26 protein-coding genes and 2 tRNA genes are annotated in these 20,006 nt (G+C 68.7%); 17 read left to right on the top strand and 11 right to left on the bottom strand.

Annotation, left to right across the window (positions count from 1 at the left end):
* Positions 1-886, top strand: an 886-nt coding sequence (locus A5694_RS00530; RefSeq protein ID WP_064919912.1) for a prephenate dehydrogenase, incomplete at its 5' end; no start/stop codon positions are given.
* Here A5694_RS00530 and A5694_RS00525 read toward each other — a convergent pair.
* Positions 852-1,442 (bottom strand): putative glycolipid-binding domain-containing protein, encoded by a 591-nt coding sequence (locus A5694_RS00525; protein ID WP_064919906.1) that lies wholly within the window; start codon positions 1,440-1,442, stop codon positions 852-854. The genes A5694_RS00530 and A5694_RS00525 overlap by 35 nt on opposite strands.
* Positions 1,443-1,548: 106 nt before the next feature.
* Between A5694_RS00525 and A5694_RS00520 the strand changes: the two genes are divergently transcribed.
* Positions 1,549-1,872 carry a LapA family protein gene (locus A5694_RS00520; protein WP_064919905.1) on the top strand — a complete coding sequence of 108 codons (324 nt, stop codon included), beginning with the start codon at positions 1,549-1,551 and terminating at the stop codon, positions 1,870-1,872.
* Positions 1,873-1,881: 9 nt separating this feature from the next.
* On the opposite strand, the gene A5694_RS00515 is transcribed toward A5694_RS00520, so the two are convergent.
* From A5694_RS00515 to A5694_RS00500, 6 genes are read right to left on the bottom strand one after another with little or no spacing between them, the layout of a single operon-like run.
* Positions 1,882-2,523 carry a histidine phosphatase family protein gene (locus tag A5694_RS00515; protein WP_064919904.1) on the bottom strand — a complete coding sequence of 214 codons (642 nt, stop codon included), beginning with the start codon at positions 2,521-2,523 and terminating at the stop codon, positions 1,882-1,884.
* Between the two features lie 33 nt (positions 2,524-2,556).
* Positions 2,557-4,425 (bottom strand): alkyl/aryl-sulfatase, encoded by a 1,869-nt coding sequence (locus A5694_RS00510; RefSeq protein ID WP_064919903.1) that lies wholly within the window; start codon positions 4,423-4,425, stop codon positions 2,557-2,559.
* Between the two features lie 49 nt (positions 4,426-4,474).
* Positions 4,475-4,612, bottom strand: coding sequence for a hypothetical protein (locus tag A5694_RS23860; protein WP_165604324.1), 138 nt, complete (start codon positions 4,610-4,612; stop codon positions 4,475-4,477).
* 6 nt (positions 4,613-4,618) lie between these two features.
* Positions 4,619-4,783 (bottom strand): hypothetical protein, encoded by a 165-nt coding sequence (locus tag A5694_RS23855; RefSeq protein WP_165604323.1) that lies wholly within the window; start codon positions 4,781-4,783, stop codon positions 4,619-4,621.
* Positions 4,784-4,822: 39 nt separating this feature from the next.
* Complete coding sequence (locus A5694_RS00505) at positions 4,823-6,319, bottom strand: sensor histidine kinase (protein WP_064919902.1); 1,497 nt, start codon at positions 6,317-6,319, stop codon at positions 4,823-4,825.
* Positions 6,297-7,001: a response regulator transcription factor gene (locus A5694_RS00500; protein ID WP_064919901.1), complete on the bottom strand. Its 705-nt coding sequence runs from the start codon at positions 6,999-7,001 to the stop codon at positions 6,297-6,299. Before A5694_RS00500 ends, A5694_RS00505 begins: the two co-directional genes overlap by 23 nt.
* 115 nt (positions 7,002-7,116) lie before the next feature.
* On the opposite strand from A5694_RS00500, the gene A5694_RS00495 reads away from it, so the two are divergent.
* The 7 genes from A5694_RS00495 (at position 7,117) to A5694_RS00465 (ending at position 12,504) form a co-directional block, all read left to right on the top strand.
* A complete protein-coding gene (locus A5694_RS00495; RefSeq protein ID WP_064919900.1) occupies positions 7,117-7,461 on the top strand; it encodes a nuclear transport factor 2 family protein in 345 nt (114 codons plus the stop codon).
* A 7-nt stretch (positions 7,462-7,468) separates the two neighbouring features.
* A complete protein-coding gene (locus A5694_RS00490; protein WP_064919899.1) occupies positions 7,469-8,488 on the top strand; it encodes a phosphotransferase family protein in 1,020 nt (339 codons plus the stop codon).
* A gap of 3 nt (positions 8,489-8,491) precedes the next feature.
* Entirely contained in the window at positions 8,492-9,865 is a 1,374-nt protein-coding gene (locus tag A5694_RS00485) for an amidohydrolase (RefSeq protein ID WP_082952436.1), read from the top strand.
* Positions 9,866-9,942: 77 nt separating this feature from the next.
* Positions 9,943-10,251 carry a hypothetical protein gene (locus A5694_RS00480; protein ID WP_064919898.1) on the top strand — a complete coding sequence of 103 codons (309 nt, stop codon included), beginning with the start codon at positions 9,943-9,945 and terminating at the stop codon, positions 10,249-10,251.
* 28 nt (positions 10,252-10,279) lie between these two features.
* Entirely contained in the window at positions 10,280-11,035 is a 756-nt protein-coding gene (locus tag A5694_RS00475) for a hypothetical protein (protein WP_064919897.1), read from the top strand.
* Positions 11,036-11,044: 9 nt separating this feature from the next.
* On the top strand, positions 11,045-11,782 hold the full coding sequence (locus A5694_RS00470) for a hypothetical protein (RefSeq protein WP_064919896.1): 738 nt from the start codon (positions 11,045-11,047) through the stop codon (positions 11,780-11,782).
* On the top strand, positions 11,779-12,504 hold the full coding sequence (locus A5694_RS00465; RefSeq protein WP_064919895.1) for a hypothetical protein: 726 nt from the start codon (positions 11,779-11,781) through the stop codon (positions 12,502-12,504). The genes A5694_RS00470 and A5694_RS00465 overlap by 4 nt, the downstream gene beginning before the upstream one ends.
* 85 nt (positions 12,505-12,589) lie before the next feature.
* On the opposite strand, the gene A5694_RS00460 is transcribed toward A5694_RS00465, so the two are convergent.
* Both A5694_RS00460 and A5694_RS00455 read right to left on the bottom strand, forming a co-directional pair.
* Positions 12,590-12,662, bottom strand: a tRNA-Arg gene (locus A5694_RS00460).
* Positions 12,663-12,702: 40 nt separating this feature from the next.
* A tRNA-Ser gene (locus tag A5694_RS00455) sits at positions 12,703-12,793 on the bottom strand.
* An 88-nt stretch (positions 12,794-12,881) separates the two neighbouring features.
* Here A5694_RS00455 and hisC point away from each other — a divergent pair.
* The 4 genes from hisC to A5694_RS00435 all read left to right on the top strand — a co-directional run bounded on the left by hisC (position 12,882) and on the right by A5694_RS00435 (position 15,140).
* Positions 12,882-13,928 (top strand): histidinol-phosphate transaminase, encoded by a 1,047-nt coding sequence (hisC, locus tag A5694_RS00450; RefSeq protein ID WP_064919910.1) that lies wholly within the window; start codon positions 12,882-12,884, stop codon positions 13,926-13,928.
* 11 nt (positions 13,929-13,939) lie between these two features.
* Positions 13,940-14,353: an SRPBCC family protein gene (locus tag A5694_RS00445; RefSeq protein WP_064919894.1), complete on the top strand. Its 414-nt coding sequence runs from the start codon at positions 13,940-13,942 to the stop codon at positions 14,351-14,353.
* Positions 14,354-14,441: 88 nt separating this feature from the next.
* Positions 14,442-14,921, top strand: coding sequence for a DUF4334 domain-containing protein (locus tag A5694_RS00440; RefSeq protein ID WP_064919893.1), 480 nt, complete (start codon positions 14,442-14,444; stop codon positions 14,919-14,921).
* 30 nt (positions 14,922-14,951) lie between these two features.
* On the top strand, positions 14,952-15,140 hold the full coding sequence (locus tag A5694_RS00435; RefSeq protein WP_064919892.1) for a hypothetical protein: 189 nt from the start codon (positions 14,952-14,954) through the stop codon (positions 15,138-15,140).
* Here A5694_RS00435 and A5694_RS00430 read toward each other — a convergent pair.
* Complete coding sequence (locus tag A5694_RS00430) at positions 15,137-16,051, bottom strand: TerC family protein (protein WP_064919891.1); 915 nt, start codon at positions 16,049-16,051, stop codon at positions 15,137-15,139. The two genes, A5694_RS00435 and A5694_RS00430, sit on opposite strands and share 4 nt — an antisense overlap.
* A gap of 56 nt (positions 16,052-16,107) precedes the next feature.
* Positions 16,108-16,683: a TIGR03086 family metal-binding protein gene (locus tag A5694_RS00425; protein WP_064919890.1), complete on the bottom strand. Its 576-nt coding sequence runs from the start codon at positions 16,681-16,683 to the stop codon at positions 16,108-16,110.
* A gap of 22 nt (positions 16,684-16,705) precedes the next feature.
* On the opposite strand from A5694_RS00425, the gene A5694_RS00420 reads away from it, so the two are divergent.
* Genes A5694_RS00420 through lipE form a run of 4 tightly spaced genes read left to right on the top strand, consistent with a single transcriptional unit; the run spans position 16,706 to position 19,978 of the window.
* Positions 16,706-17,530, top strand: a complete 825-nt coding sequence (locus tag A5694_RS00420) for a crotonase/enoyl-CoA hydratase family protein (RefSeq protein WP_064919889.1) — start codon at positions 16,706-16,708, stop codon at positions 17,528-17,530.
* Entirely contained in the window at positions 17,530-17,853 is a 324-nt protein-coding gene (locus A5694_RS00415) for a DMT family transporter (protein ID WP_064919888.1), read from the top strand. The genes A5694_RS00420 and A5694_RS00415 overlap by 1 nt, the downstream gene beginning before the upstream one ends.
* Positions 17,850-18,722 carry an acyl-CoA thioesterase gene (locus tag A5694_RS00410; protein WP_064919887.1) on the top strand — a complete coding sequence of 291 codons (873 nt, stop codon included), beginning with the start codon at positions 17,850-17,852 and terminating at the stop codon, positions 18,720-18,722. The genes A5694_RS00415 and A5694_RS00410 overlap by 4 nt, the downstream gene beginning before the upstream one ends.
* Positions 18,723-18,736: 14 nt before the next feature.
* On the top strand, positions 18,737-19,978 hold the full coding sequence (lipE, locus tag A5694_RS00405) for a lipase LipE (protein WP_064919909.1): 1,242 nt from the start codon (positions 18,737-18,739) through the stop codon (positions 19,976-19,978).
* Positions 19,979-20,006: the final 28 nt, after the last annotated feature.

Raw genomic sequence — 20,006 nt, 5'->3', positions numbered from 1 at the left:
AGCCGGCCGGGTGGCGTTCGGCTACAACCGGTCCGCGGACGGGGTGAAGGCCGCCGTCGCCGACGGGTTCGACGCGACCACCGACCTGGAGGCGGCATTGACCCGCGCCGCGGAGACCGGCGCGCTGATCGTGCTGGCCGTCCCGGTGCCGGCGTTGTCGATGCTGCTCGACCACATCCGCCGACTGGCACCGCAGTGCCCGTTGACCGACGTCACCAGCGTCAAGCAGCCGGTGCTCGACAGCATCACCGCCGCCGGACTGCAGGCCCGATTCGTCGGCGGCCATCCGATGGCCGGTACCGCGCACTCCGGCTGGCCCGCCGGGCACGCCGGGCTGTTCCAGGGAGCACCGTGGGTGATCAGCGTCGACGACCACGTGGACCCGACGGTGTTCGCAACGGTGCTGGAGCTGATCCTGGACTGCGGCTCGGTGGCGGTGCCGGCGCGCTCCGAGGAGCACGACGCGGCCGCGGCCGCAATCTCGCACCTGCCGCACCTGCTGGCCGAAGCGCTGGCTGTCACCGCTGCGGACGTGCCGCTGGCGTTCGCGCTGGCCGCCGGATCGTTCCGGGACGGCACCCGGGTCGCCGGGACGGCGCCGGAGCTGGTCCGGGCGATGTGCGAGGCCAACTGGCTGCAACTGTTGCCGGTGCTGGAGCGCGCCATCGCGCTGCTGGCCGACGCCCGGGATTCGCTGTCGGCCGCCGATTCGGTGGCCGAGCTGGTCAACCATGGGCACGCCGCTCGCACCCGCTACGACAGCTTCCCGCGCCACGAGATCGTCACCGTGGTCGTCGGCGAGAACGACTGGCGCCGCGACCTGGCCGCCGCCGGCCGGGCCGGCGGGGTGATCAGATCCGCGCTGCCAACCCGGGATAGTCGATGACGAACCCGTCGTCGTCCACGGTGATGGTGGTTCCTTCGGGGTCGGTGCCCGGGGTGATGGCCCGGATGCCGGTCTCGGTGCTGCCGTAGCTGGCGGCCGCTGCGACCACCGTCATCTCCGGCAGCCATAGGTAGACCGTCGGCACGGTGACCGTGGCCGTCCGCTCATGCAGCCCGGCTCGCCGGATCGGCAGCGTGTTGAAGAACGGGCTGAACACCACGTCGACGTCCAGGGCGCCGTCATAGCTGGCGCGGGACTGCCCGCGGGCATCGGTGATCAGCCACATGTTCTCTTCGTCGCGGGCGATCACCAACTGGCGGTCGCGTTCGGCCACGGTGACGGTCAATCCCAGCCGCTTGGTGGCCCCGGACTCGTCGGTCTGCAGGTCGTAGTAGGCGCTGAACGCCGGATGGGTGTCGGTGGCCGCCGCCACGATCCGGCCGTTGGCTTTGATCCGGTTGCCGGACAGCTGCACCCGCACCGATTCCATCCGCGGGGCGTCGGGCGCCCGCCAGGTCAGGATCGCCGGCCACGAGCCGGATGGGGCTGCGCTCACCGGACCACCGTAAGCGACCGGTCGGCGATCCGCAGCTTCATAACCCGACGGCAGAAACTGACCAGAACGCGTTTATAACCCGCAGCGAAGCGGCAAGATGGCACTCATGAGCAGCGATCCCAACGTGCCAGCCGACCCGTCGCATGGCCAACCCGGTGCGCCGCCGCCAGGGATGCCGTTCACTCGCGCCGGCGCGCTGTGGAGCGCGCTGATCGCCGGTTTTGTGGTGCTGATCGTGCTATTGGTGTTCGTCACCCAGAACACCGGGCCGGTCGACCTGACGTTTTTGGGGTGGACGTGGAGCCTGCCGCTGGGCGTGGCGATCCTGCTGGCGGCCGTCAGCGGGGGGCTGATCACCGCGTTGGCCGGCACCGCGCGGATCTTCCAGCTGCGGCGCGCCGCCAAGAGAACGCTGGCCGCGCGCCGCTAACCGGCCGGTCTAGCCCGCCGCGTCGGCGGCGTCGTTACCGGGCAACCGCGATTGGTTACGCGGCAACAGATCCCAGACATGCTCGGTGCCGTTGGTCGAGGCCACCGCAGCCTGCCCGGAGCGGGAATACAGCAACCGCGTGACTGACACATAATCGATGGGAAACGACAGCAGCCGCGGGGTGCCCAGAATCTGGTGCAGCACCACATTGATCACGCCGCCGTGGCTGAACACCGCCACGGTGTCGTCGGCGTCGGCGGCGGCCACCACATCAGCGACGGCCGCGGCCACCCGCGCACAGAAGGCGGCTTCGTCGACGTCGGCGGGCAGGTGCCCCTGCGCCATCCGGGCCCAGTCCTGCGGCCGCTCGGTGCGCAGCTGCTCGACGGGCAGATAGCCGGCCAGGTCACGGTCGTATTCGGCGAACCGCTCGTCGATGTCGATGGTCAGGTTGCGCTTGCCCGCCAGCGGTTCGGCGGTCTGTACCGCCCGGCGCTGCGGGCTGCTGACCAGCCGGGTGATCGGGTACCGCGCCAACGCGTCGGGCAGGCGCAGTGCCTGCTGGTGGCCGGTCTCACTCAACTCGGGGTCTGAGCCCTGGCCGTACTCGCTGCGCAGCGGCAACGCGTGGCGGATAAGCAGCAACTGCACGCTGCCACCCTAAGGGGCGCATCCGGCCCCGCGTCACGGGGTGACGATGTTGAAAGCCGGGTCGGCGGTGTCGAGTACGGCCCGCAGTTTCGCCCACGCTGTCGGGTCGCCGGTAATCTCCGGTGCGCCCTCCCCCAGCAGCGCCCCCAGCAGCGCCAGCTTGGTGGCCGCCGTGACGGTGGCATCCGCACTGTCGGGGGCGGCCGGCGCTTTGCGGTGAACCAGCACGCCGTTGCGCAGGGTGAGGCGGTAGTTGACGCCGGTGTCGGCGAACGAGACGTCCAGGGCCACGTCCAGGTCCCAGGCGCGGGGCCCGTTCACCCGGATGGCCAGGCTGTCGAAGAGCTGCTCGGGGCTGAGCTGCGACAGCAGCGCCATCGAGGTGACCTGCCCAGCGGTGCCGAACACCCCGCTGCGCAATTCGGTGGCACCGGACAGGAAGAAGTTGCGCCAGGTGGCGTTTTCCGAGCCGTAGGCCAGCTGCTCAAGGGTGTCGGCGTAGAGCCGGCGCGCCCCGGCGTGCTCGGGTTCAGCGAACACCGCATGGTCGAGCAGTGTTGCCGCCCACCGGAAATCGCCGCCCTTGAACGCTTCGGCCGCCAGGTCGACGACGCGGTCCACCCCGCCCAGGGCCGCGGTGTAACGGGTGGCCAGCGCCTCCGGTGGGTGCGGCCAGAGCCGGGCCGGGTTGCCGTCGAACCAGCCCAGGTAGCGCTGGTAGACGGCCTTGACGTTGTGGCTCACCGAACCGTAATAGCCGCGGGCGTGCCAGGCGCTTTCCAGCGCCGGGGGCAGCTGGAACTGTTCGGCGATCTCGGTCCCGGTGTAGCCCTGGTTCAGCAGCCGCAGCGTCTGATCGTGCAGATAGGCATACAGATCGCGTTGCAGCGCAAGGTATTCCGCGATCCGCTCGGTACCCCACATCGGCCAATGGTGCGAGGCGAAGACGACGTCGGAGCGGCCGGCGAAGGTGTCGATGGCCTCGGTGAGGTAGCCCGCCCAGGCGCGCGGGTCGCGGACCAGCGCGCCGCGCAGCGTCAGCAGGTTGTGGTGGGTGTGGGTGGCGTTCTCGGCCATGCACAGCGCCCGGAATTGCGGAAAGTAGAAATGCATCTCGGCCGGGGCTTCGGAGCCGGGCGCCATCTGGAACTCGATCTGCACCCCGTCGACGACGCGGGTCTCACCGGTGCGGCAGATGGTGTCGGTCGGGACGATGACGGCCACCTCTCCGGTCGAGGTGTTCTGGCCCAGGCCGCAGCCGACCTGTCCGTACGGGCCTCGCGCCAGCGTGGTGCCGTACATGTAGCTGGCGCGGCGCAGCATCGCGGTGCCGGCGTAGACGTTCTCGGCCACCACATGGTCGATGAAGCCCTCGGGGGCGAGGATGGCGACCCGGCCGGCGTCGACGTCGGCCTGCGAGGTGACGCCCAGCACGCCGCCGAAATGGTCGACGTGGCTGTGGGTATAAATAACCGCGCTGACCGCACGATTCCCGCGGTGTTGGCGGTACAGCGCCAGGGCGGCGGCGGCGACCTCGGTGGAGATCAGCGGATCGATGACGATGACGCCGGTGTCGCCCTCGACGAAGGTGATGTTGGAGATGTCGAAGCCGCGGACCTGGTAGATGCCTGCGACGACTTCGTAGAGCCCCTGTTTGGCCGCCAGCTGGGACTGCCGCCACAGCGCTGGATGCACAGAGGTCGGGGCGTCACCGGCCAAGAAGCCGTAGCTGTCGTTGTCCCACACCACCCGGCCGTCGGCGGCGGTGATGACACACGGCGCCAGCGCGGCAATGAAACCGCGGTCGGCGTCCTCGAAATCCGTTGTGTCCCCGAAGGGCAGGGTCTTGCGGTGTGCATTGTGGGCGGCCTCGACTGCCGCGCTGACCGGTCGGTGCTCCATGGCGATCAGACTGCCACCGATCCGCGCGGCGCGGTGGCAGTCGCCGCGCTCAGTGGCGCCGCCGGGTCAGGGCACCCAGGGCGTCGCGCAGCCGCGTCCACAAAGACGGGGGCTTGACCCGGTCGTGCGTCTCCTGCGCCTCGTGGGCGTAATCGGCAATGGATTCGTCGCCTTCTTCAGCACGCATGAGCGCTCACTCCTCCGGTGGGTCTTCGGGCACCAGCCGCTCCGGCGTCTCTTCGGGCGCCAATCGTTCCGGCGGGTCCTCGGGTACCAGTCGTTCCGGCGGGTCCTCGGGAACCCGCCGGTGGGGTGGTTCTTCCGGTGTTCCCGGTTCGGGTGGCATTTCGGGATTCATCCATGTCGCCTACCCCGCACCCGGGGGAAGGCAAACGCGTTAGATGGGCAGGCGGACGGCGAACTCGGTGTGGCCGGGCCTGCTGGTCACCGCGATCGTGCCGCGATGGGCCCGGACCACCGCCGACGCGATCGCCAGCCCCAGCCCGGTGCTGCCGCCCTTACGGGACCTGGAGGTGTCACCGCGGACGAACCGCTCGAAGATCTCCGGTTGGAACTCCTCTGGAATGCCCGGGCCGTCGTCGGTCACCGTCAGCACCGCCTCGGCGCCCTCGACACTCAATCGGGTCCGCACCACCGTTCCCGCGCCGGTGTGCACCCGGGCATTGGTGAGCAGGTTGGTCAGCACCTGATGCAACCGGGCGGCGTCGCCGGGCACCGTCACCGGCTCCTCGGGCAGGTCAAGCTGCCACTGGTGGTCGGGCCCGCCGACGTGGGCGTCGCTGACCGCGTCGACCGCCAGCCGCGACAGGTCCACCGGCTCGTGCTCCAGCGGCCGGCCGGAATCCAGCCGGGCCAACAACAGCAAATCCTCGACCAGGTGCGTCATCCGCTCGGTCTCGGACTGCACGCGGCTCAGCGCGTGCGACACGGCTTCGCTGTCATGCGGAACGCGTTGGGCCAGTTCGGTGTAACCGCGGATCGCGGTCAGCGGAGTACGCAACTCATGGCTGGCGTCGGCGACGAACTGACGCACCCGGGTCTCGCTGGCCTGCCGGGTCGACAGCGCGGCGGCGATGTGGTCGAGCATCCGGTTGACCGCGGCGCCCAATTGGCCGACCTCGGTGCGGGGGCTGGTGTCGGATTCGGCGACCCGCACCGGCAGTGTCGCCTCGCCGCGGTCCAACGGCAGACCGGCGACCTCGCCGGCGGTCTGCGCAACGCGGCGCAGCGGGGCCAGCGCCCGCCGGGTGACGACAGTGCCGGCGGTGGCAGCGGCGGCCACCGCGACCAAGGTGACCAGCCCGAAGATGAGTAGGACCCGCACCATGGTGGCGTCCACGGCAGCCAACGGCAGCCCGGTGATGATGATCTCCTCACCGTGGCGGGCGGGGGTCGCGACCAGCCGGTAGCGGCCGACACCGTCCAGACGCCGGGTGACCGGTGCCGGTTCAGCGGCGACGCCGGCCAATTGCGTTGTCGCCGAAGGACTCAGCCCCTCACGCAGGCCGGAGGTGCCCAGACAGCCCGCGTCGATCATCGGGCCCGAGCCGTCCATCACCGCACCGACCATGCCGACCGGCTGACCGGGGGCGTCGAGAAAGTCCGGCCCCGGGCCTGGCCGGGGGCGATGGCGGCGGTGCCATGCCGGTGGCGGGGGCTGGCCGTGCAGCCGCGCCGAACGGCGGGCGGCGTCGTAGAGCTGATGGTCGAGTTGGCTGACCAGGTACTGATACAAGGCCAGCTCGGTCACCGCGCCGATGCCCAGGCAGGCCACCGTCAGCAGCGCGATCTGACCGGCCAGCAACCGCGCCCGCAGCGACCAGGGCCGTCGAGCACCGGCTCGCAACGATTTACACGGTCGGTTTGAGCACATAACCGGCGCCGCGCAACGTGTGGATCATCGGTTCCCGGCCGTTGTCGATCTTCTTGCGCAGGTAGGAGATGTACAACTCGACGATGTTGGCCCGGCCGCCGAAGTCGTAGTCCCACACCCGGTCCAGGATCTGCGCCTTGGACAGCACCCGTTTGGCGTTGTGCATCAGGTAGCGCAGCAGCTCGAATTCGGTGGAGGTCAACGTGATCGGGTCGCCGCCGCGGGTGACCTCATGGGAGTCCTCGTCGAGAACCAGGTCGCCCACCACGATCTGCGCTCCGGCCTCGGCGGTGCTCACGCCGGTGCGGCGCAGCAGCGCCCGCAGTCGCAACACCACCTCTTCGATGCTGAACGGTTTGGTGACGTAGTCGTCGCCGCCGGCGGTCAATCCGGCGATGCGGTCCTCCAGCGCATCCTTGGCGGTCAAGAACAGCACCGGCAGCCGCGGGTTGACCTCGCGCAGCTTGCGCAGCACATCCAGCCCGCTCATGTCCGGCAGCATCACGTCGAGCACCACCACGTCGGGACGTTCGGCCTTCGCGGCGGCGATCGCCGAGGCGCCGTCGCCCGCGGTCGCAGTGGTCCAGCCCTCGTAGCGCAGCGCCATCGACACCATCTCGGCCAGCACCGTCTCGTCGTCGACCACCAGCACCGTGATCGGCTTGCCGTCGGCACGCGCCATCACGACACGTTCCACCGATCCCCGTGGCGCAGTCATCGCATTCCAGTATGTCCAACCCCTTGTGCCATCGGTGTATCGACGCTATGGACGCGCTGTGAACCGTTATCGTCACGTCATGGCCCGTACACCACAGGAGATCTTCGACCACCACCTGCACGCTTTGGTCGCCCGCGACGTCGACGACCTGCTCACCGACTACACCGACGACTCGGTGCTGATCACCGCCGCCGGCGTCGCGGAGGGCCGCGACGGCATCCGGGCCGCGTTCAGTCAGTTATCCGACGCGCTGGCCTCTGCGGTGTTCGACATCAAGTCGAAGACCTACCACGGCGATGTCCTACTGCTGGAGTGGACGCTCGACTCGCCGGGGTTCCAGGTCGACGGGGTGGACACCTTCGTGTTCGGCGCCGACTCGATCCGGGTGCAGACCATCTCCCAGCTGGTACGCCCCAAGGGCTGAGCACCGCATGCAGCTCGAACCGGTCGCGCAGTGGATGTCTGAGCGGCGCCTCGGCGACGGTCCGCTGGAGGACGTCACCGAATTGTCCGGCGGAACCCAGAACGTCATGCTGCGGTTCACCCGGTCTGGCCGCAGCTATGTGTTGCGCCGTGGGCCACTGCATCTGCGCCCGCGCAGCAACGAGGTGATGCTGCGGGAGACCCGGGTGCTGGCCGCACTGGCCGACACCGACGTGCCGCACCCGCGGTTGATCGCGGTCTGCGACGACCCGGCGGTGCTCGGTGACGCGGTGTTCTACCTCATGGAGCCGATCGACGGGTTCAACGCCGGTGAGGAACTTCCCGAGCTGCACGCCGGCGACCCGGCGATCCGGCACCAGATGGGCCTGTCGATGGCCGACGCGCTGGCCCGCCTCGGCGCCGTCGACCACGTCGCGGTGGGGCTGGCCGACTACGGCAAGCCGGACGGATTCCTGGAACGCCAAGTGCCGCGCTGGCTTTCGGAGCTGGACTCCTACCGCCAGTTCGAGAACTACCCGGGTCCCGAGCTGCCCGGCATCGACGAGGTCGCCTCGTGGCTGCAGCGCAACGTGCCGAAATCCTGGCAGCCGGGCATCCTGCACGGCGACTACCACGTGGCCAACGTGATGTTCTCCCGCAGCGGGCCGCAGGTGGCGGCGATCCTGGACTGGGAGATGTCGACGATCGGCGATCCGCTGCTGGACCTGGGCTGGCTGTTGGCGACCTGGCGCCAAGACGACGGATCCAGCGTGTTCAGCCACACCCTGACCGGCATGGACGGCCTGGCTTCGACCGGTGAGCTGTTGGAGCGCTACGCCGCGGGCAGCTCCCGCGACCTGTCGCAGATCGGCTGGTACACGGTTTTGGCCTGCTTCAAATTGGGCATCGTGATCGAAGGCACGCTGGCCCGGGCGTCGGCGGGCAAGGCGCAGAAGGAAGTCGGCGACCAGCTGCACGATGCGGCGGTGTGGCTGTTCCAACGCGCGCTGACGTTGATGGAGGGCTGAGCGATGACCGAGCACCGCGGCTCAGCGAGGCTCGACGGAGGAGAGGCGAAGCTGGGACCGCGGCATGAACACCGCGGTTCAGCGAGGCTCGACGGAGGAGAGGCGAAGCTGGGACCGCGGCATGAACACCGCGATGAAGTCGAGGCGATCGTCGCCGACGACACGCCCCGGCTGATCGAGGTGTTCAAGGATCTGCACCGCAACCCCGAACTGGGCTTCGCCGAGGTGCGCACCGCGCGGATCGTCGCGCAGGCACTCACCGATCTCGGGTTCACCGTGACGACCGGGATCGGCGGCACCGGGGTGGTGGCGATCCTGGAGCGCGGCCAGGGCCCGGTGGTGATGTACCGGGCCGACATGGATGCGCTGCCGGTGCGCGAGGCAACCGGCCTGGACTATGCAAGCACCGTGCAGGTCACCAACGACGACGGCAGCCAGACACCGGTCGCGCACGTCTGTGGCCACGACGCCCACGTCACCTGGATGCTCGGGATGGCCAAGGTCCTCGCGCAGTCCACCTGGTCGGGCACCGCGGTGCTGATCGGCCAACCTGCCGAAGAGCCGATCTCCGGCGCCCAGGCGATGGTCGACGACGGGCTCTACGCCGTTGCCCCACGGCCGGATTCATTCGTCGCCATGCACACCGCGCCGGTGCCGGTGGGCATGGTGGCCGCCGCCGGCGGTGAGCGGATGGCCGGCACTGACCAGCTCGAGATCACCTTCCACGGCGTCGGCGGGCACGGGTCGCTGCCGCAGCTGTCCAAGGATCCCGTGCTGATGGCCGCCCAGGCCGTGGTGGGTTTCCAGAGCATCATCAGCCGCAGCATCGCCCCACACGAGAGCGCGGTGCTGACCGTCGGCTCGGTGCAGGCCGGCTCGACCTACAACGTGATCCCGGACCGGGCCCGGCTATTGGTGAACCTGCGCTGGTACAGCTCCCAGGTGCGCGACCAGCTGCTCACCGGAATCCGGGCGATCAGCGAGGGCATCGCCCGCGGCTTCGGCCTGCCCGACGAGCTGATGCCGGTCATCACGATGGGCGGCGGCTCCACCCCCCTGGTCAACGACGCCGGCCTGACCGCCCGGCTGGCCGAGACGCTGCGCGGTGTGCTCGGCGAGCACAACGTCATCACCGATCTTCCGGCGGTCACCGCGTCGGAAGACTGTCACCTACTCAAAGGCCCGCATCACGACGTGCCATTGGCTTACCTGATGGTCGGCGTGGCCGATCCGCAGGTGTACGCCGATGCCGCTGCATGCGGCAAAATATTCCCTTACTCGCCGCACTCGCCGGATTACGTCGTCGACCTCGCCGCAATCGCGGTGGGCACCCGGATTGCGAGCCGGGCGATGCTGGAGCTGTTGTCTGTAGGGTGATTCGGCGGGCGATTTTCGCACCGTCGTTATTGCCGAATAGTTGTGTGGTCTACGAAGCGGAGCTAAGGTTTATTGCTGTGGACGATCGTCACAAAGACCCCACCGTCGTGCTGCCTTACCTCGTCGGCAGGCCGCTCGGAGCCACCGAGGTCTACGAGGCATTCGGATACCGCAAGTCGGCCTACTACAAGGCGGCCCACGAGGGCCGGCTGATCAGTGCCGACAATCTGATCCGGGTCGCCCGGTACTTCGGGTTGAACCCGGTCGATTTGCAGGTCCGGTTCGGATTGATTGAGCACGAAGCGGTCGCGGAATACCTGGAATCGTCGTCGCGGCCGCTGCGCATCGGAGATCTCAAGGCGGATCTGGACAAACCGCCGGTCTAAGCGGACCTGCGGGAAGTACCGTCGACGCATGACGTCGGCCTGCATCGGCGCCACCGTGCTCGTGGCGCTCTACAGCTTGTGGGTGCGCCGCGATACATGGTGGTCGCGCTGGGAGATCGGCATCACCCTCGCCATCGCGCTGGAGGCCTGCGCGCTGGTGCTGATGTCGCCGTGGGCGGCCGAGACGATCGGGCCGTGGGTGCAGCGCGCCACCCGGATGTGGAACCTGCAGCAACTGGCCGGCCACATCTGCTTCGTGATCGCGATCGCGGCCAACATCTATCACGTGCTGCCGCGCCTGGCCGACTTCGACCGGATCCGGCCGTGGTACCGCAGGCATGTGGAGTGGCCGGTGCGCGTCGGCGTGGTCGCGCTCGTAGCCGTCTTCATTACCGCCGACGCCGGCTACCGCCCGGACGGTTTCTCGACCAGTGGCGGCGGCGGCGCGTGGGCGAGCGTGTACTGGGTGTTGTTCTGCGGTTTGCTGATCTTCCTGTCCAGCTACGCGACCCGGCTGCTGCTGCTGGTGCGCTCCGATCCCCGCGCCAAGGAGACCGTCGAGCTCTACACCGCCTCGTCGGCGTTTGCGTTAGCGGCGTTGGTGGCACAGTTGAGCACCACCTGGACCAGAACCGACGTGAGTTCGCTGGTCTGGTTGTGCGGGTGCGTGTCGGTGGCGATCTTCGCCTACGGCTCGGCCCGCTCCTGGCAAGCGAAAGCGGCGTGGTTCGCCTCGGGCGGTCGATCGGTCAAGGAGCCCAACCCGCCGCAAGCGCTGTCTTGAGAGCGCGCCATGACGTCGGTACTCATCGTTGCCACCCTGGCGCTGATCGCCTACAGCTCGTGGATTCGCCGCGACACCTGGTGGTCGCGCTGGGAGGCCGCCGCCTCACTGGCACTGGTGCTGGAAGCCGGTGCGCTGCTGTTGATGTCGCCGTGGGGCGCTACCGCAATCGGCCCGATCCTGCGCCGCGGGCTGGGAGTGTGGAACGTGCAGCAGATGCTCGGCCACCTGTGCCTGATCGCGGCCGTCGTGGCGAACATCTACCACATGCTGGTGCGCCTCGCTGATCCCGCACAGGTGCGCTCGATCATGCGCCGCCATCTGACTGTCCCGGTATGGCTCGGCGTCGCGCTGATGGTGCCGTCCTATCTGCTCGCCGACCAGGAGTACCGCCTGGACCTGTTCGCTGCCGCACACACCGATTCCTGGCTGATCGCCTATGAGGTGGTGGGCTGCGCCGTGCTGCTCTACCTCAGCGCCTACGTCAGCCGGCTGATGCTGACGCTGCGAGAGGATCCGCGGGCCAAATCGACCATCGACCTGTACCTGGTGTCGATGACGTTCGCCTCCGCCGGCTGTCTGATCGTGATCGGCTCGGCGTGGGTTGAGGGCGGTGCTGCCAGCCCGGCGATCTGGACGTGCATCTGCCTGTCGGTGGGGACCTTCGCCTACGGGTCGGCGCGATCCTGGCAGGCGAAGAGCGCATGGTTCACCTCGGGGGGCGGCACGGCGATCGGTGCGCAATGACATCGGTATTCATCACCGCCACCCTCGCGGTGATCCTCTACAGCCTGTGGGTACGCCGCGACACCTGGTGGTCGCGCTGGGAGGCCGCCGCCACTTTCGCGATCGCGATGGAGGGCTGTTCGCTGGTGCTGCTGTCGCCGTGGGCCGGCGCCGAACTCAGCCCCGTGCTGCACCAGTGGCTGGGAATGTGGAATGTCCAGCATCTGCTCGGCGGCCTGTGTCTGATCGTGGCGGTGATCGCGAACATCTATCACATGCTGGTGCGGCTGGCCGATCCCGATCAGGTGCGCCCGCTCATGCGCAAACACCTACAGCTGCCGGTGGGGCTGGCCGTCGTGGTGTTGCTGGCCAGCTTCGTCAAGATCGAACGCGGCCATGAGCCCGATATGTTCGCCAGCCTGACCGGCGATGGGTGGCTGACCGCCTACGAGGTGGCCGCGTGCGGCATCGTGCTCTACCTCAGCGGCTACGTCGGTCGGCTGATGCTGGCCCTGCGGCACGATCCGCGGGCCAGGACGACGGTCAACCTGTATCTGGCGTCGATGCTGCTGACGGTGGTGGCCTGCCTGATCGCGATCATCTCGATCTGGTGGGGCGGCTACGCCGGGCCGGCGATCTGGGCCTGCATCTGCCTGTCCGTGACGATCTTCGCCTACGGGCTGGCCCGGTCCTGGCAGGCCAAGCAGGCTTGGTTCTCGCCGGATGCGTCGGCGCCACGGTGAACTCGGCCGGTTGACTCTGCGCCCACGGCGTAACCCACTCGCACTTTCCCGCCCTAGGCGCAGAGTGAACGCCGAAATTCTTTTGTGCGCCCGAAGGGATTCGAACCCCCAACCTTCTGATCCGTAGTCAGATGCTCTATCCGTTGAGCTACGGGCGCCGGTCTTCAGTTGTACTGCTCGGACGAGCAAGCTCGACCGTGGCGGAGGCGAGAGGATTTGAACCTCCGGTCCCCGGTAAGAGGACAACTCATTAGCAGTGAGTCCCATTCGGCCGCTCTGGCACGCCTCCTCGAACTCGTTGAGGGTACCGGATCAATGCCCCGGCTTCGAAACCGCGGGTTCATGCGGCGGCCACCGGCGCACATATGCTGTGGTCCGTGACCGCCCGCCTGCGCCCGGAGATCGCCGCATTGCCGGCCTACGTCGAGGGCAAGACGGTGCCGGGCTCGATCAAGCTGGCCAGCAACGAGACGGTGCTGCCGCCGCTGCCCAGCGTCGTCAAGGCCGTCGAGAAAGCCCTGGCCGGGACCAACCGCTACCCGGACAACGGCTACGCCGCGCTGCGGGCCCGGCTGGCCGAACACGTCGGATTCGCCCCGCAGCATGTCGCCGCGGGCGCCGGGTCGGTGAGCCTGTGCCAACAGTTGATCCAGATCAGCACCGGCGCGGGTGAGGAGGTGGTGTTCGGCTGGCGCAGCTTCGAGATCTACCCGCTGCAGGTGCGCACCGCCGGCGGCGTGCCGGTGCAGGTGCCGTTGCGTGAGCACACCTACGACCTGGACGCGATGCTGGCCGCCATCACCGACCGCACCCGGCTGATCTTCGTCTGCAACCCGAACAATCCGACCTCGACCGTCGTCGACCCCGACGCGCTGGCCCGGTTCGTGGCCGCGGTGCCGCCGCACATCCTGGTCGCCATCGACGAGGCCTATGTCGAGTACATCCGCGACGGCATGGTGCCCGACAGTCTGGGACTGGCCCGCAAATACCCGAACGTGGTTGTGCTGCGGACGTTTTCGAAAGCCTACGGGCTGGCTGGGCTGCGGTTGGGCTATGCGGTCGGAGACCCGGAGATCATCACCGCACTGGGCAAGGTCTACGTGCCGTTCACGGTGTCGTCCGTGGCGCAGGTCGCCGGGATCGCCTCACTGGACGCCGCCGACGAGCTGCTGGCCCGCACCGATGCGGTGGTCGCTGAACGGGTCCGGGTCGGCGCGGCGCTGCGGGAGGCCGGGTTCGAGTTGCCGGATTCGCAGGCCAACTTCGTGTGGCTGCCGCTGGCCGAGCGCACCGCTGACTTCGTGGCCGCGGCTGCGGAGGCCCGCATCGTGGTGCGCCCGTACGGCGCCGACGGGGTGCGGGTGACCATCGGCGCGCCGGAGGAAAACGACGCGCTGTTACGGTTCGCTCAGGCGTACCGCTGAGGAGGAACTCTATGCACGCGACCGCTACCGCCACCGTCGCCGCGCCCGCGGCCCGGGTGTGGGCGGTGCTCTCGGACTACGAGGGCATGTCCGCCTGGGCGCCCGGCCTGCAGATCACCCTGGCCCGGCCCGGCTCCCCCGAGCCCAATGGTGTCGGCGCCCAGCGTCGTATCAAGGCGGTGCCGGGGATGGCGCCGCTGGTTGAGGAGATCATCGCGTTCGAGCCGGATCAGCGGCTGAGCTACCGGGGCGTCTCGGGCATCCCGTTTCGCAACTATGTCGGCGATGTGGTGCTGCGGCCGTCGGGATCGGGCACCGAGATCAGCTACACCATCAGCGCCGACAATCCGCTGCCGGGGGTGGCCGCGGTGCTGGCCAACGTGCTGCTGTTCGGTCTCAAGCGGGCCGTGAAGAAGGCCGGGTGAGTCCATACCACCGCCGAGTGTGAAGTTGGCTTCACGTTCGACCGCGAGCGTGAAGTTGGCTTCACGTTCGGCAAAGAAAGGCAGGCACATGAGCGACGAACTGGCCCGCAAGACGTTCACCGCGCTCAAACAGCGCACCGACACCATCGCCGACGCCGAGCTCGACGAGTTCTGGGCGACGCTGCCCCCGGCCACCGTCGAGGGCATGATCGGCGAGTGGCGCGGCGGTGAGTTCGTCACCGGCCACAAGATGAACGGGCTGCTGGAGAAGGCGCGCTGGTTCGGCAAGACGTTCAACTCGGTCACCGACGTGCAGCCGCTGGTCTGCCTCGACGAGAACGGCAACAAGTTCTCCAACACCCGCCTCGGCAAGGGCGAGGCCAGTCTGTGGGCCGAGGAGTTCCGCGGCGAGGTGGTGGCCACCATGGTCTACGACGGCCAGCCCACCCACGACCACTTCAAGCGCGTCGACGACGACACCGTGATCGGCATCATGAACGGCAAGGGCGTGCTCGATAACGGCCGCTACTTCTACTTCTACCTGGAGCGGGTGGAGCGCCACGCTTAAGCGTGGCAAACGGCGGGAACCCTGCCACGCATGTCTACCTACCGAGTGCTGGACCCCCACGGCGACGTCGTGGCCACCAAAGACATCGCCAGTGCCGAAGACGCGCACGCCTGGTTCGTCGACGTCAAGGCCGATAACTCCGAACTGGGGTGGCGGATGGAGGTCGATCTCGACGGCCAGTGGCGGTTCTTCGACGACACCGAAGGCGACCGCGCTTAAGCCACTGGAACCCGCTCGCGTTCACTCTGGGCGGCCTCCTTGGAACCGCTGCGCAATGAGGCGACCACGGTGACCACCAGCACGCCGATGATCACCAGCAGCGACGGGCCCGTGCCGACCTCGATGACGCCGACGCCGTCTTCGTGCAGCGCGTGCAGGATCAGCTTCACCCCGATGAATCCGAGGATCGCCGCCAGGCCGTAGGACAGGTAGACCAGCCGGTCGAGCAGGCCGTCGATCAGGAAGTACAGCTGGCGCAGGCCCAGCAGGGAGAACGCCGTCGCGGTGAACACGATGTAGGTGTTCTGGGTGAGACCGAAGATCGCCGGGATCGAGTCGAGGGCGAACAGCACGTCGGTGCCGGCGATCGCGGTCATCACCACCAGCATCGGGGCCGCGACGACCTTCTTCGCCAGCCGGACGACGCCATCGGCGGCGAGGTGGGACGCTTCCCCGCGGGGAGCCTTCAACATGTTGCGGGCCGTCACCAGCAGGATCAGCCCGAAGAAGTAGAAGACCCAGGAGAACGTGTTGATCAGCGCCGCGCCGAGAAAGATGAAGCCGGTCCGGGCGGCCAAGGCAAGGGTGATCCCGAACAGCAGCACCTTCTGCTGATCCTCGCGCGGCACCCGGAAGCTGGCCATGATGACCAAGAAGACGAACAGGTTGTCCACCGAGAGCGCCTTCTCGGTGACGTAGCCGGCGAAGTACTCCGAGCCGGCGTCGGCCCCGCCGAACACGAGCATGCCGACCCCGAACAGCACCGCGACGCCGACGTAGGCGCCGGACCAGACCGCGGCTTCCTTCAGCGTCGGCACGTGCGGCTCGCGGACGTGGAAGACGAAGTCGAAAACCACCAGCCCGGCCAGGCCGACGACCGTCAGCCCCCATACCCAACCGGCAATGTCCATGTGCCACCCACGGTAGGCGGCCTAGGCAAAGCCGGATTGGCGTGCAGGTTGCGGGGCTATGACCGCCCGGTGAATGCGATCAACCGCTGCAGGGCCGGCGCGGAGTCGGGCACCGCGACGGGCTCGTCGAATCCCGCCCGGACCCGGCCCTCCGGCGTGATGATCGCCTGCGCCAGCCCCAACACATACTCGGCCAGCGGTTCGGGCACCTGCACGGTGCGGCCGGTCGCCGTCGCATAGTCCCAGGCGTGCACCAGGAATTCGACCGCCAGAATGCCCGCAGCCACCCTCGCCGGGAACTCATTCGAGCCGATGGTGACGGTGCCGTCCAGGCCACGGCCGTGCCAGGCGTCCAGCGCGGGCCGGGCCGCGGCGATGACCTGCCGTTCCGGCGACTCGGTGGCCTCGCGGGCCGGAAACTGCGCGCCGGCCGCGCCGCCGAGGAGGGTGATGGAGCCCAGCAGATGCTCGGTCAGCTGCGCGACGTCGAATTCCGAGCACGGCGTCGGATTGGACAGTTCGTCACTGCCGATGTGGTGCAGCACCTGCGCCAGCACCGCAAGGGTGGCTTCGGCACCCGCCAGCTCGTCGGTGGGGGGCGCGTCGGGACCGGGTCGCAGATCATGGGCCATGTTCCCAGGCTACGGTTCACCTATGACAGAGTCGTATGAATCCGTCACCGTCGAGATCAAAGACCACGTCGCCCAGGTGACCCTGATCGGCCCGGGCAAGGGCAACGCGATGGGTCCGGCGTTCTGGTCGGAGCTGCCGGAGGTGTTCGCCACGCTCGACGCCGACCGCGACGTGCGAGCGATCGTGCTGACCGGCTCCGGCAAGAACTTCAGCTACGGGCTGGATCTGGCCGCAATGGGCGGGACGATGACGCCGATGCTGGCCGAGGGGGCGCTGGCCCGGCCGCGGGCGGACTTCCACCGCGAACTGCAGCGCATGCAGGGTGCGATCACCGCGGTCGCCGACTGCCGGACCCCGACCATCGCGGCGATTCAGGGCTGGTGCATCGGCGGTGGCGTCGACCTGATCTCAGCGGTCGACATCCGCTACGCCTCGGCCGACGCCAAGTTCAGCGTGCGCGAGGTCAAGCTGGCCATCGTCGCCGACGTCGGCAGCCTGGCCCGGCTGCCACTGATCCTGTCCGACGGGCACCTGCGCGAGCTGGCGCTGACCGGCAAGGACATCGACGCCGCCCGGGCGGAGAAGATCGGCCTGGTCAACGACGTTTACGACGACGCCGAGGCCTGCCTGGCCGCCGCACACGCCACCGCCGCCGAAATCGCCGCCAACCCGCCGCTGACCGTGGCCGGGGTCAAAGACGTCCTCGACGAGCAGCGCACCGACCGGGTGGCGGCCAGCCTGCGCTACGTCGCGGCGTGGAACTCGGCGTTTTTGGCGTCCAAGGACCTGCTGGAGGGCATCGGCGCCATCATGGGCAAGCGCACGCCGAAGTTCACCGGCGAGTGATGGCCTGGCTCCTGCTGTTCGGAGCGATCGGCTTCGAGGTAGCCGGGACGCTGTCGATGCGCGCCTCCGACGGCTTCAGCCGATGGCAGTGGGCGATCCCGGTGGCCGTCGGCTACCTGGTGTCGTTCGTGTTGCTGGCTTTGGTGTTGAAGCGCGGCATGCCGGTCGGGGTGGCCTACGGGGTGTGGTCGGGCGTCGGGGTGGCCCTGACCGCGGCGCTGGCCCGGTTTTTCTTCGCCGACCCGTTCACGCCGGTGATGGCCGGCGGGGTGCTGGTGATCGACGCCGGGGTGTACCTGCTGGAGTACGGGGCGCACGCGTGACGGCCTTCCGGCAGCCGGGCCTGGCCGACCTGGTCGCCACCCTCGACGTCGAGCGTGTCGACGACGAGCACTTCGTCGCCACCCAACTGGACAACCCACACCATCACATCGTCGGCGGGCACATCGCGGGCCAGGCGCTGATGGCGGCCAGCCGCACCGCCCCGGGCCGCAGCCCGCACAGCATGCACGTCTACTACGTGCGGGCCGGGGATGCCCGCCGCCCCGTCGACCTGCACGTGGATGTGGCCCGCGACGGCGGCACGCTGTCGACGCGGCAGGTCACCGCCCGCCAGGACGGTGAGATCCTGCTGGAAGTGCTCTCGTCGTTCAGTGCGGAGGTCGACGCGCCGGAGTACCAGCAGCCGATGCCCGAGGTGCCCGACCCGGATTCGCTGCCGCCGGTGCAAGACCAACTCGCCGACTACGCCGACGAGCTGGACGGCTACTGGGTGCAGCCGCACCCGTTCGAGCAGCGCTACATCGACCCGCACCCGCGGGCGGCCCTTGAGCTCGGCGAGTCGTCGCCGCGGATCCGGTTGTGGTGGAAGCCTTCTCAAGCAGTGCCTGCTGACGCTGCGTTGCACAGTGCGCTTTTGACCTATCTGTCCGGCACCAAGATGGTCGAGACGGCGGTGGCCATGCGCCGGGGCACCCCGGCCAGCGCGTTCAACGCGCTGATCGATCACGCACTGTGGTTTCAGCGGCCCGTGGACCTGTCGGATTGGGTGCTGTCCGACCAGTTCTCGCCCAGCGGTGTCGCCGGGCGCGGGCTGGCGACATCCACGATGTACAACCGGGCGGGGCAGCTGGTCTGCGTCGCGACCCAGGAACTCTATTTCGGCCGGGGCAAGGGCAGGGAGCGGCGGTGAAGATTCCCGAGATCTTGACACCCGATGGGCGGATCCGGGTTCCGGCCGACCTGGACGCGGTGACGGCGGTCGGCGAGGAGGATCATTCCGGTATCGATCCTGTTGCGGTGGAACGGATCTGGCAGGCCGCGCGGCACTGGTATTCGGCCGGTATGCACCCGGCGATCCAGCTGTGCCTGCGCCACAACGGCCGCGTCGTGCTCAACCGCGCGATCGGGCACGGGTGGGGCAATGCGCCCACCGATCCCGCCGACGCCGAGAAGGTGGCGGTGCGCATCGATACCCCGTTCTGCGCGTACTCGGCGGCCAAGGCGATCACCTCCACCGTGGTGCACATGCTCGTCGAGCGCGGCTGCTTCTCACTGGATGACCGGGTGGCAGACTATCTGCCCGGCTACGGCCGGTACGGCAAGGGGCGCACCACGATTCGTCAGGTGCTGACGCACAGTGCCGGGGTGCCGTTCGCCACCGGGCCGCGGCCGGACGTGACACGGGTCGACGACAGCGAGTACACCCGGCAGCAGTTGGCGAACCTGCGCGCGATCTACCCACCGGGGTGGGCGCACATGTACCACGCGCTGACCTGGGGACCCTTGATGCGCGAGATCGTCTCAGCGGCCACCGGGCGGCAGATCCGGGACATCCTCGCTGAAGAGATTCTCGATCCGCTGGGCTTCCGGTGGACGAATTTCGGTGTGGCCCAAGAGGACGTCGCGCTGGTGGCGCCCAGTCACGCCACCGGCCAGCCGCTGCCCGGGCCGGTGGCTGCGGTGTTTCGCCGGGCGATCGGCGGCACCATGCACGAGATCATTCCGTTCACCAACACCCCGCTGTATCTGACCAGCGTCATCCCGTCGTCGAACACCATCTCGACGGCGTTCGAGCTGTCTAAGTTCGCCGAGATCTGGCGCCGCGGAGGCGAACTCGATGGCGTGCGGGTGGTCTCGCCGGAGACCATGGCCGCCGCAACAGCGCAGTGCCGGCGGCTGCGCCCGGATGTGGCCACCGGCTTGGTGCCGTTGCGCTGGGGCACCGGCTACATGCTGGGCTCGGAGCGGTTCGGCCCCTTCGGCCGTGGTGCACCATCGGCGTTCGGACATCTGGGACTGGTCAACGTCGCGATCTGGGCGGACCCGGCGCGGGGGCTGGCCGCCGGGCTGATCTCCAGCGGCAAGCCCGGTCGCGATCCGGAGGCCAAGCGCTACGCCGCGCTGATGGACACCATCGCCGCGGAGCTGCCCCGCTCCGTGCGGTGACACTGCACTCAGGGCGCAAAAGTGCGAG

The organism is Mycolicibacter sinensis, assembly GCF_001667945.1.
Taxonomy (GTDB): Bacteria; Actinomycetota; Actinomycetes; order Mycobacteriales; family Mycobacteriaceae; genus Mycobacterium; species Mycobacterium sinense_B.
The sequence above is the reverse complement of the archived record's forward strand: the minus strand, read 5'-3'. Positions and strand labels throughout refer to the sequence as shown.

What these genes read in the sequence shown, in the direction of transcription:
- A5694_RS00415 (WP_064919888.1), top strand. Translation starts at nt 17,530, where the DNA reads ATGGCCTGGCTCCTGCTGTTCGGAGCGATCGGCTTCGAGGTAGCCGGG.
- A5694_RS00435 (WP_064919892.1), top strand. Translation starts at nt 14,952, where the DNA reads ATGTCTACCTACCGAGTGCTGGACCCCCACGGCGACGTCGTGGCCACC.
- A5694_RS00490 (WP_064919899.1), top strand. Translation starts at nt 7,469, where the DNA reads ATGCAGCTCGAACCGGTCGCGCAGTGGATGTCTGAGCGGCGCCTCGGC.
- A5694_RS00520 (WP_064919905.1), top strand. Translation starts at nt 1,549, where the DNA reads ATGAGCAGCGATCCCAACGTGCCAGCCGACCCGTCGCATGGCCAACCC.
- A5694_RS00495 (WP_064919900.1), top strand. Translation starts at nt 7,117, where the DNA reads ATGGCCCGTACACCACAGGAGATCTTCGACCACCACCTGCACGCTTTG.
- A5694_RS23855 (WP_165604323.1), bottom strand. Translation starts at nt 4,783, where the DNA reads ATGAATCCCGAAATGCCACCCGAACCGGGAACACCGGAAGAACCACCC.
- A5694_RS00425 (WP_064919890.1), bottom strand. Translation starts at nt 16,683, where the DNA reads ATGGCCCATGATCTGCGACCCGGTCCCGACGCGCCCCCCACCGACGAG.
- A5694_RS00475 (WP_064919897.1), top strand. Translation starts at nt 10,280, where the DNA reads ATGACGTCGGCCTGCATCGGCGCCACCGTGCTCGTGGCGCTCTACAGC.
- A5694_RS00430 (WP_064919891.1), bottom strand. Translation starts at nt 16,051, where the DNA reads ATGGACATTGCCGGTTGGGTATGGGGGCTGACGGTCGTCGGCCTGGCC.
- A5694_RS00470 (WP_064919896.1), top strand. Translation starts at nt 11,045, where the DNA reads ATGACGTCGGTACTCATCGTTGCCACCCTGGCGCTGATCGCCTACAGC.
- A5694_RS00500 (WP_064919901.1), bottom strand. Translation starts at nt 7,001, where the DNA reads ATGGCGCGTGCCGACGGCAAGCCGATCACGGTGCTGGTGGTCGACGAC.
- A5694_RS00440 (WP_064919893.1), top strand. Translation starts at nt 14,442, where the DNA reads ATGAGCGACGAACTGGCCCGCAAGACGTTCACCGCGCTCAAACAGCGC.
- A5694_RS00485 (WP_082952436.1), top strand. Translation starts at nt 8,492, where the DNA reads ATGACCGAGCACCGCGGCTCAGCGAGGCTCGACGGAGGAGAGGCGAAG.
- A5694_RS00505 (WP_064919902.1), bottom strand. Translation starts at nt 6,319, where the DNA reads ATGTGCTCAAACCGACCGTGTAAATCGTTGCGAGCCGGTGCTCGACGG.
- A5694_RS00510 (WP_064919903.1), bottom strand. Translation starts at nt 4,425, where the DNA reads ATGGAGCACCGACCGGTCAGCGCGGCAGTCGAGGCCGCCCACAATGCA.
- A5694_RS00445 (WP_064919894.1), top strand. Translation starts at nt 13,940, where the DNA reads ATGCACGCGACCGCTACCGCCACCGTCGCCGCGCCCGCGGCCCGGGTG.
- A5694_RS00465 (WP_064919895.1), top strand. Translation starts at nt 11,779, where the DNA reads ATGACATCGGTATTCATCACCGCCACCCTCGCGGTGATCCTCTACAGC.
- A5694_RS00420 (WP_064919889.1), top strand. Translation starts at nt 16,706, where the DNA reads ATGACAGAGTCGTATGAATCCGTCACCGTCGAGATCAAAGACCACGTC.
- A5694_RS23860 (WP_165604324.1), bottom strand. Translation starts at nt 4,612, where the DNA reads ATGCGTGCTGAAGAAGGCGACGAATCCATTGCCGATTACGCCCACGAG.